A 16,274-nucleotide genomic window follows, 5' to 3' on the forward strand; every position below is an offset into this window, starting at 1 on the left:
TCTTACAACGTCTCCCACAGTATTTCCTTTTTCATTCTACTAATTGATACGCCCCGGGTCAAGCCATTATTTGATTGATTAAATTTTTCCATAATTGAATTATTTCCTCTTTTTCACCTGTGAGCCGTTTACTGTAAATCATCCGCTCGTAGATTCTTGTCAGCTTGCTCATTTCCACGGCAGAAAGATGTTCATCCACTCTTCGGGCAAACTCCCTTAAGGTTTCGTCACTTCCTCGTTTGAAGCCTTTTTTACCTGTAAGCTTTAACAGGTAGAGATAGGCTTCCTGGAATGCCGTCTCGTCAAAATGGTTTTCCAGCTTTCTTTGCAGGAAATAAATCCGTATCTCTCTTCGCTTTATATAAAGGGCAAGTAGAATCAGCAACAGAACAATCACTATTCCAATAAGGATATAACCCGTTAGTGCAGAAATCCCTGTCTCTTCATCGGAAGCAGCTGTCTCTTCTTCCTGCCCTTCCGCTTCCTCTGTATCTTCTTCCTCTTCTGCGCCTTCTTCCTGGTCTAATTCTGGTGCTTCAAGCGGTTCTTCTTCCTCTGGCAAAGGAGAATCATTTTCATCCACATCTACTTCGAAGTCAGCCATATTGGTGAAGCCTTGTGTCGGTTCAAATGGCACCCAGCCTACCTCCGGAAAATAGACCTCTACCCAGGAGTGAGCATTGCTGTTGGCAACTTCATTCACATGCGTTTGTTCTTCTGCATTGGAATCGATTCGTTCTCCACTAGTGAACCCTTTCGCCCATCTAGCAGGAATCCCTTCTGACCGGAGCATCACAACCATGGCGGTAGAGAAGTTATCACAATAGCCAATCTGCGTCTCAAATAAAAATTGGTCGACATAGTCCTCTTCTTCTCTTGGCCTTGGAATATCTGTTGTCTGGTATTCAAAGCCATTTGCACTGAAATAACGCTCGATTGCGCGTGCTTTATCGTATCTTGTTTCATGATTTTCTGTTATTTCTGCGGCTAAATCTCCCACTCTTTCCGGAAGATCATCCGGCAGCTGTGTGTAACGGTCCCGGATTTCTTCAGGATCCTGTTCAGAGTTATTCTGCAGTGCTTCGATATCAAAGGATGGACTCTCATAGTTTATTTCATAAGCTTCCAGCGTACTGTCCTCTCCATCCCGTGTCGTTTCGATCCCCTCCATACTTTCATCGAGGTGAAAATCAACCGGTTCCTCTGTTCTAATAGAGGAGACACCATAAGGATAGACGACCTTTGGCAGCCGGTTACTTCCCGTAAAAGCAATCTGTGTCTCTAACGTTTCTGTCTCGACACTGTCCTCGAAGGTAGATAGGGTAATCTGCCCGCCTGTCTGATGCAGAAGGTTTCGATCTTGCGAAGTCTCCCATCCCTTGCCTGTATAGACATCCTTTGTTTCAATCCGCCAATAATGATCCTCTTCTACGGTCGCTTCAAAAAGAACTGTATCATCCTGGACAAAGGAGCCGCCAAGCTGGGAATCATCTTCTCCATATCCAACCCGTCCAGTTCCGACGCCGCTATCTCCTATGTTATCGGCAGCCCCCTGCAAAAATGGCAGCGGGTCCGGCCATTGCGGTTCTGCTTTCGGTGCTTGATATCCAATAATACTTACGATTACTACGACAAACACAAGCGGCAGCAGCCAATATTTTAATCGTTCGCCGACAGAAATAGGAATTCGTTTATTTTCAATCTCCTTACTCAAGCTGGACATTCCGAGTGCAATAAAGGAAATAATGAAAATACGGACGATTGCCGCAGCGCCTTCATATACCGTAAATGTATCCAAAATGCCGATATAGACAAAGGTCAACAGAATAAATAAGATAATATTTTTCATTCTGACAAACCAGTAATAAAGCAGATAGCTCATCAGCCAAATGAGCACCAGGAATAATAGACTTCTGAAAAAGTTGGTAAGCATATACCAGTCGCCTGAAAACATCAACTCCATATTATACCTGACTTCCTGGAGGACTTCTCCTGCCCAGTTCAGGTCTAAAAAGCTTGTCTCAAAGTAAAGCATATGGACGATAAAAAGCAATCCCAGTCCTTTTACAGGGATACTAATCAGCCAATGCAGCTGAAAATAAGAAATAAAAAAGCAGTACAGCGCGAATAATACAAAAACACCAATATTGGTTTCCGAAATATCCCCAAGCGGATAGAGCCATTCTAAGAAAAGGCAAAATCCTGCAATATATAATAGTAGTGTATGCAGCGTTTTTACTTGTTTTTGGGTCTTTATCATTTAAAAATCACCTCAACCGGATCCGCTGCAAGCTGTTCCATACTTAATTGCTGTACCGCTATCCCGGAAAATCGCAAAGGCTCAAGCAGATGCTTCTCCGTGTCCGGCAGGACTTTCTCTGGATGGATATAAATAATCGATAAATGCTTCATACGCTGTCTGGCTTCCTGGATAGCCTGCACAAATTGGGGATCTATGGATGTTACAATCAAAAAGATAATATCCGCTTGATGGAAATGAGCCATTTCTTCACGAAAACGGATGGAAAAAGAACCTTCCTGTTCCCCTCTCGCTGTCAGAAGATAATGCTTCATCCGCTCCATTTGTTGCTCACTTTGTCCCAGCTCAAATACATGCGGCCTCTCGCCAATAGAAAGAAAGCTTGTCTGATAATCTTTCTTTGCTATTTTTTCTATAAAAGATAAGCTCATTTCAATTGATGCTTCATAGATAAGTTCATTTTTATTCCCGTTCATAAAATTATCATGAACCAGCAAGATATCCATGCTTTTCTCCCGGTCAAATTCCTTGGTCATCATCGTTTGTTTTCTTGCTGTCTGTTTCCAGTCAATCCATGCAAATCGGTCCCCTGGAGCATATTCCCTGGCTCCGGAAGCAACGGTCGTATTCATATGCTGTAATTGGTTGGATAGCACTCCGCCCTGCTCGTAGCTTGCCATATCACTCACTAAACGAAGCTCATGCTCATAAGGATAGACAGCGAATGTATTTTCCACCTGAAAATCGCGGCTTTTCTTAATAAAACCAAATATATCACCTGTTTGGATCGTTACTTTATCCAGTACATGCTCTCCGCGCGGCAGGGATTGTATCGAATAACTGAATGTAAAATTTCTGCGGAATAGAGGAAATAACATACGTATCAGTCTGCGAGAAACTGTCATTTGTCCTGAAGCCTGAGAAGAAAGGTATTTCGCCTTCTTTGTATCTTCCTTCATTAAAGACTGGGGAAATTTTTCTTCAAACGTACAATATAATAAAGGAAAAGGCAGCTTCCGTTTTAAATGCACCTTCACAACGATTTCATCTCCCGCCTGACATACCGGATTCTTGATTTCCCGGTAAATCTGCCACGCACGCAGTGGATAGCTGGCAAAGAGGAGCTGGTAGATGCCGATTGGCAAGTAGCCATAAAATAAAAACCAGCTGACAAATCCTCCCTGGAACATGGCATAGCAGAAGAGAATAACAATGAGTGTCAAAACGCCAAGACTGCGAAGGATAATCCGGAGATTCTCCTTCATTCTCCAAAGCCTTTCTTAATCGGGATATGAGCAGACTGTATAATAGAATCAAGAATTTCCTCACTTGATTTGCCTTGATATCGCGCTTCTGCTTTCAGCATCACCCGATGAGCTAACACAAATCCTGCCAGATACTTCACATCATCCGGGATAACATAATCTCTTCCTTCGATATACGCATACGCTTTGGAGGCTTCCATTAAAGCAAGTGACCCTCTCGGACTCACGCCTAAATAAATCGAAGGGTGTGATCTCGTGCGCGTAACGATATTTAAGATATATTGCTGGATCGTTTCGTCTATATAGACACTTTTGGCTTCTTCCTGCGCCAGCAATAATTCCTCCTGCGACATCACTGCCTGGATTTCTTCAATCGGATGATGGCTTTTATTTCTCGCAAGCATTTCTAACTCGTCCTCATAGGTTGGATAGCCCATGCGCAATTTTAATAGAAAGCGATCGAGCTGCGCTTCTGGCAACGGATAGGTTCCTTCATATTCAATCGGGTTTTGAGTCGCCATCACAAAGAAAGGACTATTCAACCGTCGTGTCTCTCCGTCTACAGTGACGCTCTTTTCTTCCATCGCTTCCAGCAAGGCGGATTGTGTCTTGGGAGACGTCCGGTTAATTTCATCTGCTAGAAGAATATTTCCAAAAATCGGTCCTTCCCGAAACTCAAATTCTAGTTCTTTGGGATTGTAAATAGACACCCCTGTCACATCCGACGGCAGCAGGTCTGGTGTGAATTGAATCCGGCTAAAATTACAATTTACTGATTTTGCTAATGTGCGGACGAGCATTGTTTTCCCTACTCCGGGCACATCCTCCAGTAAGACATGACCTTCTATTAATAAGGCTACTAAACTCAATTTTACAATTTCTTCTTTACCAAAAATAACGTCATTAATATTATTTAACACATCTTGAATCTGTATATTTTCTGCTAACTTTTCCTGTTCCATCATCACCCTCCTTATCTTCCTGAACCTTTCTGCCTTTCATGTTACTATATTAGGAAGCATATTGAAACGAAATGCATTCCAAAGTTTTAGTTATCTCTTATTGTGGACAAATGATAGAATGAATATTCATTGGTTGGTTGTTAATGCATTTTTCTGATATATATTAGTTGGAACAAAGATTTTACTTTCTAGCAGTCGCTCCGGAAATACACTACGCTTTCCACGGGCTTGTCCTCAGCCTCCTCAAAAAAGATAGATTAACTATTTCAACTTAGATAGTTTAAACTCATTTTTATAAGAATCTTTCAGTTGAGGAGGAAAAGACCACTAAATGTAATTTCACTTAATAAGTTCACCTTACATTATAAAGTGAACTTTATGTCAACGAATTACACTGTTATTTTCAACATGCAAAAAGAGCAGCCGGGGTTTCTTCCTCAGCTGCCCTTCCTTTTAATAAAATCAGATTTCCCGAAACCTTCCTACCATAAAGCAAGGCGCTGCTTCGAGGCTGGTTCAGGATACACTGTATCGATTTGCTTCAAATCCTGCTCTGTTAGTTCCATTTCCGCTGCTTTTATGTTATTCACAACATGATCCGGATTACTGGATTGCGGGATAGCAATCGTTCTTCCATTCCGTATCGACCAGGCTAATAGAATTTGGAATACGTCTGCCTCGTTTTTTTCTGCTAGATCCTTTAACACCTGTTGTTTCGTTAAATTCGCTCCGAAGCTGTCGCCGCGGTCAATTGGAGAATAAGCTATCACGGGCATGTTATGCTGAGCCATCATCGGCACTAAATCAAATTCGATACCTCTGTTTGCGACATTATAGCGTACTTGATTCGCTTTGCAGTTATCCCCGCCCGGTAAATGAATCACATGCTCCAAATCGTTTACGTCTAAATTAGAAACGCCCCATGCTTTGATTTTGCCTTGATTTCTTGCCTCCTCTAAAGCTTCTACCGTTTCTTTAAGAGGAACCTCTTCTTTCCAATGCAGTAAATATAAGTCGATATAATTGGTTTCTAACCTTTTTAAACTATTATCCAAGCTGACTGGCAAATCTTTTTTTGATGCATTCGACGGGAGAACTTTTGAAATAAGAAATAAATCTTCCCGGGCATAAGGCTTTATAGCGCTTCCAACTAATTTCTCCGCATTCCCGCTGCCGTACATTTCAGCCGTATCAATCAATTGTACACCCTGATCAATCCCGGTACGGATGGCCTGTACTTCTTGATTAAATGTACCCGCCTTGTCTCCCATGTTCATGGTGCCTAAGCCAATCGGCAGCACTTCTCTGCCGGCAATTTCCACCTTTTTCATTGCGCTTCACTCCTCTTTTTAGGAACTGCTTTCTATGTCTGTTCCACTCTTAGAGCAAAATGAAACGCAAAAGAGGCGGTATCGAGAAAATAACGAGTTTTACACCTTTCTTTTAAAACATTAAAGCGCCCCAACGACTGGATGAGGTATATATAATTCTTCCAGATAATCTATCTCCTCAGACGTCAACTGAATATCTAATGCAGCTACTGCGCTTTCAATATGATTTTCTTTTTGGGCACCGATGATTGGAGCTGCAACCTGATTCTGGTGAAGAAGCCAAGCCAGGGCAACTTTATCTCTTGTTGTCTGATGGTTGTTTGCTATTTCACCCACACGTTCTACGATACCATTATCCGATTCCATCATAGCATCATATTTGTACTGTTGAACGGTATCTGTTTCCGAGCGATACGTCGTTTTAGACAAGTCACGTGTCAATCTTCCTGAAGCAAGCGGACTATATGGTGTGAGTGCTATTTTTTCATCCTCGCAGAAAGGTACCATTTCACGCTCTTCTTCCCGATAGATTAAATTATAGTGATTTTGCATAGAGACGAATTTCGTCCAGCCGTTGCGTTCCGCTACCCGTTGAGCTTTTTGGAACTGCCACGCATACATGGCGCTGGCTCCGATATAACGTGCTTTTCCAGACTTCACTACATCGTGCAGTGCCTCCATCGTTTCTTCAATCGGCGTATCGTAATCCCAGCGATGAATAATATATAAATCAACATAATCTGTACCAAGACGTTCTAAACTATGATCTATTTCACTCAAAATGGATTTACGGGATAAACCGCCTCCATTTGGACGATTTGGGCGCATCGTCTGGTGCACTTTAGTAGCCAGAACGATATCGTCACGATTGGCATAATCGTTTAACGCTTTCCCAAGAATCCGTTCACTTTCTCCCATGGAATAAACATTCGCCGTATCAAAGAAATTAATTCCTGCATCGATCGCTTTTTTTATCACAGGCCGGCTTTTTTCTTCATTTAAAACCCATTTATGAATCCATTTTTCGGGATCTCCAAATCCCATCGCTCCCAAGCAGATACGAGAAACATCCAGACCAGTATTGCCAAACTTTACATATTCCATCTAAAACACCCTTCTTTGATTACGAATATTCGCTTTTTTCTAACGGTTGCCAACAAATCTACTTTATATTCCCCTCATTATCTATCATTATAAAACGCGGTATCTTTGACAACAAATGCCTAGATTGCATGCAATTCATACTCCAAAAGCATACCTAATATTACTTACGACAAATAGGATTTATCGCAAATGTGATAAATCCTATTTGTTTATTATCGAAACGTATTTTCCCGTAAATCGGTATGGTTTAAACCATGTTCTTTTACTGCATGCAAATCACTCTGACCTGCCTGTGGCATACTTATTACTATCCATTCTTCTGCCAGTTAAAAATAACGTGGATTACTTTATTTTATCCTCTAAATTCGAGATAAATTTAGCAGGATTCCCGCCAACGATGGTGTTCGGCGGAACATCTTTCGTAACGACGGATCCAGCTGCAACAACCGAATTTTCACCAATTGTTACCCCAGGCAGAATGGTTGCATTCGAACCAATCCAGGTTTTCTCCTTCAATTCAATGGGTTTAAGGTACATCGTTCCCCGGTTTAACGGATCATAGTCATGATTGATAGTTGCGAACACAACATTATGCCCGATTAAGCTTCCATCACCGATAATGATTTGTCCCTGATCTTGAAAACGGCATCCCGAATTTATGAATACATTTTTCCCGATGCTTATGTTCTTTCCAAAATCGGAGGTAAACGGTAGAAACAAGGAAAAACTTTCATCTAATTCTTGGCCGGTAATCTGGGACATCTGCTGTCTGATTTCTTCATTGGTATACACGCCATTATTTAATATGGCACATAATCGCCTCGTTTCATCTGATACGGCCACCATTGCCTTATTGACTTCTGAACCGCCATGAATCACACCTTCTTCTGCCATTTGTGATAACAATTCCTCTAATTCCATGTGGATCGTTCCCTTCCAGCTGTATTTCTATTTCATTCACTATTTTAAGAAGGCACTGTCATAACCTTCATGCTCATCCAATCTTACTTCCATTTAAACATAGCGGCTAATGCTTTTCCATGATTTTATAGTGACTTCGTTCTACCATTTCCAGGGTGGATAAGTAAAATGGAACAGTTATTAAAATAATAAACAAATTAAAAAACCATGAAAAGCTGTCACACTCTTCATGGTTTTCAATTTATCCGTAATGAATCGGTCCGTTTGGTCCAAGCGGAATACCAAGCCACATCCAAACAACCAGCATGATTGTCCAGCCTATCAAGAAGAAGATAGAGTATGGAAGCATGGTTGATACGAGGGTTCCAATTCCCATTTTCTTATCATATTTCTGGGCAAAGGCAATAATTACTGCAAAGTATGTCATCAATGGCGAGATAATATTTGTTGCTGAATCAGCAATACGGTATGCCATCTGTGTAAATTCCGGTGCATAGCCAAGCTGCATCATAATCGGAACAAATACGGGAGCCATCATGGCCCATTTTGCAGATGCACTTCCAATAAAGATATTGATAAATGCAGCAATCAGAATAAACAACAGAATTAAGCCAATTCCGCTGAAGTTTACACTGTCTAAGAATTCTGCTCCATAAACACCAATTACCAGTCCCATATTGGTTTCATTAAAGTAAGCGACAAATTGACCTGCTGTAAAGGCAAGGACGATAAACATCCCCATTGATGCCATCGTATCGCTCATTTGTGCTGCAACATCTTTATCACTTTTAATTTCTTTGGTTATCAAACCGTAAACAAGTCCTGGGATTAAGAATAAAATAGCGATAATCGGTACAAGGGAATCCATAAATGGTGACATGATAATCCCGTCTAATCCAGGGTCTTCTCCACGCAGCGGCGCATTAGAAGGGATAACCAGCAATGCCGCGAGTACAAAAGAAACAACAAACGAAACTGCTGTCCAAATAAGTCCTTTTTTCTCTATTGCTGTAATTCCTTTTATGTCTTCCGTTGCTTCTCCTTTATACGTACCCAGCCGAGGCTCCACAATTTTTTCTGTTACCCAGCTGCCGATAAGGGTGAGTATTACCACTGATGCGGCAATAAAACCGTAGTTCATGGCAATATTCATTTGCTCTGCATAGGCAGGGTCAATAATAGCAGCTCCGGCAATGGTCATTTCTCCAAGCATCACATCTGTTCCGGATAAGAATAAGTTCGCACTGAAACCGCCAGATACGCCGGCAAATGCTGCCGCAAGACCTGCTAATGGATGGCGTCCAAGCGCCGCAAAAATTAATGCACCCAATGGAGGTAAAACAACATAGCCTGCATCAGAAGCCACACTGGACATTACCCCCGCAAAAACGATACCTAATGTAATAAAGCGGTTCGGGATTGCCAATACAAACCCTCGCAGCAACGCACTAATAAGGCCTGTCCGCTCTGCTACCCCGATTCCAAGCATCGTAACAAGTACTACACCAAGCGGCGCAAATCCGATAAAGTTATCGGTCATACTGCCAAAAATATATTCAATCCCCTCTGCATTCAGAAGATTCTTAATTTCCACCGCTTCTCCTGGATCGCCAGGGTTTTCAACACTTATATTAAATGGCTGTAATGCCGCAGAAAGGACTAAAACCAGTAAGGCCAAAATGGCAAATAATGTAGCCGGGTGCGGCAATTTATTTCCGACCACTTCCACAAAATCTAAAAATCGTTGAAATGGATTCTTTTTCTCTTTAGACATATTGTCGCTCCTCTCTTTTTGTAAATCGATAATATTCTGACTAATAAAAGGCCTAGAGAACGGTTCTCATTATACATAGATTAATCGATAATGAAAACCCTTTCCGCAAAAGTAATAAAAGTAACATTAGGTATAATTTTATGAATACTGTATTTATTATCAAGGAGGCCTTCTGTAGAACGGTCTTAACATTTCGTTTAATATGCTATCCTGCAGCATGAAAAACCGAATGTAAGGTACCCATTCGGTTTTCATATTTACTCTTATTGTTATGATTAAGAAAGCAGCTTATCTGATTTCGCTGCTTGCAGCGCCTGCTCAAAATCATGGATTATATCATCGGTAGCTTCAATACCGCAGGAAACACGGATAAGCCCTTCCGGTATACCAAGGGCTGCACGCTCCTCTGGTGTGCATTCCACATGGCTGGTTGTTCTTGCCGGTCCTACTGTTGTTTCCACTGCCCCTAAGTTCGCAGCACGATGGGCAAACTGCAGCTTTGGAAGTACTTTTCGAACTGTATCGATGCCTCCCTTTACAGAAAAGCTCAGCATGCCGCCAAAATCATCCATCTGCTTTTTAGCAATATCATGATTGGGATGGTCTGGCAAGCCGGGATAAAATACATCCTCTACGATATCCTGTTTTTGAAGGTATAATGCCAGCGCCATCGCATTTTTACATTGCTCACGAACACGAAGATGTAATGTTTTCATACCACGGAGGACTAAATAAGCAGCCATGGGGTCCATTGTAGCACCATTGATTTCCCGATAATGGAAAATAGGCTCAATCAGCGCTTTCCTGCCACAGACGACACCCCCTAAAGCATCGGCATGCCCTCCCAGAAACTTGGTCGCACTGTGGATAACAAGATCTGCTCCAAGAGCCAGCGGACGTTGATTCATCGGTGTTGCAAACGTATTATCCACAATCACTAATGCGCCCGCTTCCTTCCCTGCCTTAGCCATCCGTTCAATATCGGTTATTTTTACAGTTGGATTCGTAGGCGTTTCTAAATATAAAATTTCACAGCCTTTGTTTATCTCTTTCTCCATTTCTGCCATATTTCCTGTATCGCATAAATGAACTTCAATTTGCTGACGCGGAAGAAATTCGGAAAATATTTTATTCGTTCCGCCATAAGTGTCTTTAATAGAAACAATTCGATCTCCCGGAACTAAAAACGTAGCTAATGTGTTGCTGATTGCTGCCATTCCCGTTGAAAAACTGGTTACCGCTTCTGCCCCCTCCATTTCTTTGATTTTATCTTCAAAGGATTGGACGGTTGGATTCGTATTCCGGCCATAAATATGCCCTGCTTTTTTTCCTGTAGCTACGTCAAACCATTCATCTATATCATCATAATTATAGGCTACGCTCAACACAACAGGCACCTGCGTCGCCCCATGAACCAAATAATCCGCTTCTCCCGCCCAGACCGTTTTGGTCGCCAAGCCAATTTCTTTCTTGTGTGTCATTTTCTCAGCCTCCTATTTTGCCGCCTTCCCTTACCCGGCAGAATTTTCATTTTTGTCTTCCTCTATCTCTTTCATTGGCATGGATTCCTTGACATAAAGATTTCTTGGTACGTTTCCAAATGTTCTGCAGCCTGTTTCTGTCACATAGAAAGACTCGCTGACTTCAAAGCTTTCCCCCTCCGACCAGATGGCAGGAATGAGATGGAATGTCATATTAGGACGGATGATTGTTTTATCCCCTTTTCGAATACTTGCTGTATGCTCCCCCCAGTCTGGAGGATAATTTAATCCCATCGAATAGCCGAGACGTGACTCTTTGAAGACGCCATGTCTCTCTACCGTTTTCCGCCAAACTGCTTCTATTTCCTCACAGGTGACTCCCGGCTTAATAAAATCAAGACATACATGCAAGCCTTCTAAAACAATAGATGATAGTTTTTTCATCGATACAGACGGCTTCCCAATTTGAACGGTCCGCGCAATCGGGGCATGATAGCGCTGATAGCAGCCTGACAGCTCTAAAATAACGGTCTCATTCATCTGATAGGGCTGATCCGTCCATGTTAAATGAGGCGTGGAAGTCCGTTCGCCGGCTGGTAGCAATGGTATAATCGCTGGATAATCGCCGCCAAATTGCGGCGTTCCACGGAATTGTGCATAGCTGATTTGGGCAGCGACATCACATCCTCTAACCCCTTCATTCACCAATTCGATTCCTGCCTGCATCGCCTGTTCAGAAATCACTGCAGCACGCTCCATCATAGCTAGTTCCGCTGGAGACTTTTCGATACGCAGCCAGTTCACAAGTAACGTCGCATCTTTAAATATTGCATCCGGAAGCCCTTGAGTTAACGCAGCGTAACATTTTGCCGTAAAATAATAACTATCCATTTCCACACCAATATGGCGGCTGCTTAAACCGATTTCTGTTAAAATTGCTGCGATGAAATCCATAGGATGGGTTATCTGCGAATGTACATACGTGTCTGGATAAGCAATTATATTTTCTTCCCGAAGCCATGTGGTCACTTTTGCAGCATTGGCATCTGCTGTTCTCCCTATCCAGATTGGCTGCTCCTCCTCATCAATTACAACCAGCATCTGATGGACATAAAAGGACCAGCCGTCAAAACCGGTTAAATAATACATATTTGCCGGGTTGGTGATAAGCAATACTTCTATTTTCTGCTTTGCCATACTCTCCTTTGTCTTCGCTAAACGTTCCCGGTACTCCTCTCGAGCCACTTTCACAGCAAACAAGCCCCCTCCCTATCTTCCTATTTTCCAAAAATGCTCTTCTGCGATGAAAAGATATTTATTTCTGTTTGAATTTATTATATATTTAAACTATTCTTTAAATCATCCGACATTTTGTATGAAAAGAAAATTATTTTATTATACAGTTAGGGGGTGTCGTCCTAAATAAAAAAGCATGATCATACGGACCATACTTTCTCTTCGTTTGATTCTTTTGTACTTCCACTCGTTACTCCGCTCATGCTTTGTTTATTTCCCATGCTCTCATACTCAACTCCAACAGGAATAAATGATGAGAATCATGGAGCGACAGTCCCGTCAACGCTTCTATTTTTCGCAAGCGGTATAACAATGACTGTCGGTGAAGATGGAGTGATTGAGCTGTTTTACTGACATTTCCCCGATGCTGCTGGAAAGTGAGAAATGTTTCTATCAGATTAATCTTCCTTTCTTCTTGATACATTAACAGCGGCTCTAATACGTTCTCCCTGATGGTATCCATTTCTGAAATAGGATGGAGCTGCAACAAAATCCGCTCAAGCACTGTATCTTCATACCATGTACGCGGATTTCCTTTCTTTTCTCCAATTTGCATTGCCTGTTTTGCTTCGATAAATGATCTTTGAAAATCGGTAAATGATTCTACTTTTCCACTAACTCCCCAACGTAAAGTTACCTCAGGAAAAAAAAGTTTCAGCCGTCTGTCAACCAAATCCAAAAAATCCGTCGCAAGCTGATAATCCGTCTGATGCTTGATATGCAAATATACCAAAAATGCTTCCTCTGTTTGCGTCATCATCACTTCTTGTTTTAACGTCTGCGCAGCATATACCAGTTCTTCCTCTAAGTAGCCAAGCATCGTTTTCTCCCATAAAGTATAAGTGCCTGATGCATTTTTCCTCTGTTTATAAATCTCACGCAGTTTTTCCGGCTGAGCAAGAATGCATACATACGTATGATAAACAGAGTACCCTAACGGATTTGCACGTAAAGCCGCCTCTTCCACATTACGAAATTTTCCTTTTGCCAGTTCTTCGACAAAATCACTGCGCAGTTTATTCTCTGTTGCTTCCACGGCATTTCTTTTAGAGAGCCATAAGGCAATCGTTGTAGCCGCATGCTCCAGTATTTGACCGTATTTATTTAAAAAAGGCTCGTAAGCTGCCTGATTGGGAAGTTCTACAAATAAATAGCCTTTCGCTTCGCCGGTTACTTGCAAAATAGGAATTTGAATCAGCTCTTTATCCAGAAAAGCAACTAAATCAAATTTTTGCCTATATGGGTCACGCATGAATCTATCTTGTCGAAGAATGATTTTCTCTTCCATTTGAAAAACAAGCTGCCATTTTTCCTGTGCTCCTTTGGAATACTCCTCCAAATCATACAAACGAAAGTGATGATCCGTCAGGTATACATTTGCAGCGACCTGCATTTGGATAAATTCCAGCAGCTCGTGCAGACGTTTTTCTTCCAGAAGAAATTGCAGCAGCTCCTGCTGTACCTTCACATTCTGAAGGATTTCCGAACTTTTCCTCTGTGCCAGCTCCTCCATGACGAATTCCACAATCGTTGCAAAACGGATTTCCCAGGGAATGCGAATCATTGTTAAACAATGCGATTCTGCCAACGCTTTGATTTCAGACGGTATCTCATTAATATGTCTCCCTGTTGCAATGACTAATGCACTCGCTTCTGCACGGATAATATCTTCTACAAATTGCATGAAAGCATCCAAATCATCTTTACAGCCAAGCGCTGTAGTTAAAACAAGCTCATTTTTCCGGACAAAATTCTCCACAGGCATTTCAATGACAGATACCCATTGGATTTTCTTCTCAGAAAAGTTCGATTTCCCTGTCTCGACAACAGCCTGTGCAAATAACTCTTCCTGCAACATATCTTGAACTGTAATTTCCATTTGGTCCCTCCTCGACACTTCTTTTATTCTATTTAAACTACTTTTTCATTATTCTAACAGATATTAAAAGGAGTAAGGTTTATTATGAAAAATAAGGGTTGCCCTGCATGCCCTTCCATAAATCACTGTTCTCTGTTTCATAGGCAAGCTGCAAAAGACGATGCTCTCCGCCTTTTCCTGCCATAACCTGCACACCAATTGGCAATCCATTATCTGTGACATAAAGCGGCAAAGAAATAGCCGGCTGCCCTGTTAAGTTCGCAAGCTGCGTAAATGGGGTGTACGTTAAACTGGGCAAAAACATATCGTAAATGATGCTCTGCTTTTCCTTTTCAACAGCCATTCTTTCCTTAAATTCCTGTTCCTTTTGCGCTGTCATCGTCAGCTCCCCGACCTTTGGAGCATGAAAAGCGGCAGCCGGAGAAATATAGAAATCATAGGACTGGTGGAAAATAGACATAGTTTCTGCTGCACGGTCCCAGGACGCCAGACTGTCCGAATAATCTGCAGCTGATACAGATTTTCCAGCTTGATGAAGCAGCCATGACTCGATTTCCATATCCTCTGCTGTCAATGACGTTCCCATTGTCTTTTCAAGTCCGCGGATAACGCTATTCATTTCCCCGCTGTTCATCACATAGTAATCCCGCATCAGCTGAACCCCGTCAACGGGAGAAGTTTTTTCTTCCACAATATGTCCATTCTGTTCCAAATGGCGGACAAACTGCAGCACTGCTTTTTTCGCATCATCGGATACAGGGGTATTTGCCGGTGAGTCTGTAGTGAAAGCAATCCGCAGTTGGGGAAGCTTGGCAGACAGCGTATGCTGATATCCCGCTTCATATAACGGCGTCTGAAAGGCAGCATGAGGCTCTACCACCTGTAATTGGTCCAGCATGGCAGCAGCGTCCCGTACAGTTTTGGTTAATACAAAATTAATCGATGCTCCCTGCCACTGCCTGCCGACTCCCGGTCCTACAGGAGTTCGTCCGCGTGTCGGTTTTAATCCGACCAGCCCGCTAAAGGATGCAGGTATGCGGATTGAACCGCCGCCGTCGCTTGCTCCTGCCATTGGGACAACACCAGAGGCAATAGCTGCTGCAGCCCCTCCGCTTGACCCGCCAGGAGAGTAAGCCGGGTTCCAAGGATTTCTTGTCGGCCCATACAGCGTTGGCTCGGTTATGTTTTTCAAGCCAAATTCAGGGCTGTTGGTATGCCCCATAAATAAAAAGCCCGCTTCCCGAAATTTTTTAACAAAATAATTATCATGCTTCTCTACATGATTCTGAAGCAGCCGCGAGCCTGAGGTTAATTTTTCTCCTTCAATGGCTTGTGAGATATTTTTCATCAATATGGGAACACCTGAAAAAGCAGCTTCTTGAACAAGAAATTGATTTGCTTCTTTTTTCACTGCTTCCTCCCGTTGATGGGTAGTGATATTTAACTCGGGATTCACTTGATGCAGCTGACTAAAGGCGGTTTCTACTAATTCAGAGGGCTGTACTTCTTTTAGCCGGATAAGCTCTGCCAGACCCGTTGCATCATAGTTTTTATATTCATGAAACGTCATCGAATCACTTCCTTATATTTCTTTTTTAATAGGGAAACAGCAGGTCCATCTCTGATTCGGATTGCTGCAATATATTTGGTACAGCGCCTGCCTGAATCTGCTTTAGCGGGAATGTCATCGTGTTTTCTTCAAATTGTTGTATCTCCTTCCCAATTTCCTTTTATTCTACCTTATTTTTACCATAAACGATACGGTTTCAAACTGCCCGGAACAAAGCCTCCTCCATCTAAATGCCCTTGATAAAATCTGCAGAGAATATTATAATGATATCGTTTTACAAATGGCGACTTTTCTCTACAATATTCTGCCCCAGCATTCGCATCGTCCGCTATCAGGAATAATTCCGCTTCCTAATAGCTAACGAAAAAAATAATACCGTCCTTTTCCGTTCCGAATGTTAAATAATTTCTGCTTTTTACTATACCGTTTGC

The 16,274-nt window shown here is 42.2% G+C and carries 11 protein-coding genes; all 11 read right to left on the reverse strand.

From position 1 onward, the window contains the following. Positions 1-58 precede the first annotated feature (58 nt). Entirely contained in the window at positions 59-2,260 is a 2,202-nt protein-coding gene (locus ACZSMY_RS09990; RefSeq protein ID WP_465147727.1) for a transglutaminase TgpA family protein, read from the reverse strand. Further along, entirely contained in the window at positions 2,257-3,525 is a 1,269-nt protein-coding gene (locus ACZSMY_RS09995; RefSeq protein WP_465147728.1) for a DUF58 domain-containing protein, read from the reverse strand. Before ACZSMY_RS09995 ends, ACZSMY_RS09990 begins: the two co-directional genes overlap by 4 nt. Beyond that, on the reverse strand, positions 3,522-4,487 hold the full coding sequence (locus ACZSMY_RS10000) for an AAA family ATPase (protein WP_465147729.1): 966 nt from the start codon (positions 4,485-4,487) through the stop codon (positions 3,522-3,524). Before ACZSMY_RS10000 ends, ACZSMY_RS09995 begins: the two co-directional genes overlap by 4 nt. Positions 4,488-4,969: 482 nt before the next feature. Beyond that, a complete protein-coding gene (locus ACZSMY_RS10005) occupies positions 4,970-5,818 on the reverse strand; it encodes an aldo/keto reductase (protein WP_465147730.1) in 849 nt (282 codons plus the stop codon). A gap of 120 nt (positions 5,819-5,938) precedes the next feature. Continuing rightward, positions 5,939-6,922 carry an aldo/keto reductase gene (locus ACZSMY_RS10010; protein ID WP_465147731.1) on the reverse strand — a complete coding sequence of 328 codons (984 nt, stop codon included), beginning with the start codon at positions 6,920-6,922 and terminating at the stop codon, positions 5,939-5,941. 342 nt (positions 6,923-7,264) lie between these two features. After that, positions 7,265-7,843, reverse strand: a complete 579-nt coding sequence (locus ACZSMY_RS10015) for a DapH/DapD/GlmU-related protein (RefSeq protein ID WP_193063096.1) — start codon at positions 7,841-7,843, stop codon at positions 7,265-7,267. 241 nt (positions 7,844-8,084) lie between these two features. Then, positions 8,085-9,617 (reverse strand): AbgT family transporter, encoded by a 1,533-nt coding sequence (locus tag ACZSMY_RS10020; protein ID WP_042532639.1) that lies wholly within the window; start codon positions 9,615-9,617, stop codon positions 8,085-8,087. Positions 9,618-9,892: 275 nt separating this feature from the next. After that, positions 9,893-11,098 carry a cystathionine gamma-synthase family protein gene (locus ACZSMY_RS10025; RefSeq protein ID WP_465147732.1) on the reverse strand — a complete coding sequence of 402 codons (1,206 nt, stop codon included), beginning with the start codon at positions 11,096-11,098 and terminating at the stop codon, positions 9,893-9,895. 30 nt (positions 11,099-11,128) lie between these two features. Further along, positions 11,129-12,349 (reverse strand): M24 family metallopeptidase, encoded by a 1,221-nt coding sequence (locus tag ACZSMY_RS10030; protein ID WP_276325302.1) that lies wholly within the window; start codon positions 12,347-12,349, stop codon positions 11,129-11,131. Positions 12,350-12,593: 244 nt separating this feature from the next. After that, entirely contained in the window at positions 12,594-14,273 is a 1,680-nt protein-coding gene (locus ACZSMY_RS10035; RefSeq protein ID WP_042532636.1) for a PucR family transcriptional regulator, read from the reverse strand. An 82-nt stretch (positions 14,274-14,355) separates the two neighbouring features. Continuing rightward, positions 14,356-15,843, reverse strand: coding sequence for an amidase family protein (locus tag ACZSMY_RS10040; protein WP_465147733.1), 1,488 nt, complete (start codon positions 15,841-15,843; stop codon positions 14,356-14,358). Between the last annotated feature and the right edge of the window lie 431 nt (positions 15,844-16,274).

The organism is Oceanobacillus sp. B139/18 (assembly GCF_055524595.1).

What these genes read in the sequence shown, in the direction of transcription:
- ACZSMY_RS09990 (WP_465147727.1), bottom strand. Translation starts at nt 2,260, where the DNA reads ATGATAAAGACCCAAAAACAAGTAAAAACGCTGCATACACTACTATTA.
- ACZSMY_RS09995 (WP_465147728.1), bottom strand. Translation starts at nt 3,525, where the DNA reads ATGAAGGAGAATCTCCGGATTATCCTTCGCAGTCTTGGCGTTTTGACA.
- ACZSMY_RS10000 (WP_465147729.1), bottom strand. Translation starts at nt 4,487, where the DNA reads ATGGAACAGGAAAAGTTAGCAGAAAATATACAGATTCAAGATGTGTTA.
- ACZSMY_RS10005 (WP_465147730.1), bottom strand. Translation starts at nt 5,818, where the DNA reads ATGAAAAAGGTGGAAATTGCCGGCAGAGAAGTGCTGCCGATTGGCTTA.
- ACZSMY_RS10010 (WP_465147731.1), bottom strand. Translation starts at nt 6,922, where the DNA reads ATGGAATATGTAAAGTTTGGCAATACTGGTCTGGATGTTTCTCGTATC.
- ACZSMY_RS10015 (WP_193063096.1), bottom strand. Translation starts at nt 7,843, where the DNA reads ATGGAATTAGAGGAATTGTTATCACAAATGGCAGAAGAAGGTGTGATT.
- ACZSMY_RS10020 (WP_042532639.1), bottom strand. Translation starts at nt 9,617, where the DNA reads ATGTCTAAAGAGAAAAAGAATCCATTTCAACGATTTTTAGATTTTGTG.
- ACZSMY_RS10025 (WP_465147732.1), bottom strand. Translation starts at nt 11,098, where the DNA reads ATGACACACAAGAAAGAAATTGGCTTGGCGACCAAAACGGTCTGGGCG.
- ACZSMY_RS10035 (WP_042532636.1), bottom strand. Translation starts at nt 14,273, where the DNA reads ATGGAAATTACAGTTCAAGATATGTTGCAGGAAGAGTTATTTGCACAG.
- ACZSMY_RS10040 (WP_465147733.1), bottom strand. Translation starts at nt 15,843, where the DNA reads ATGACGTTTCATGAATATAAAAACTATGATGCAACGGGTCTGGCAGAG.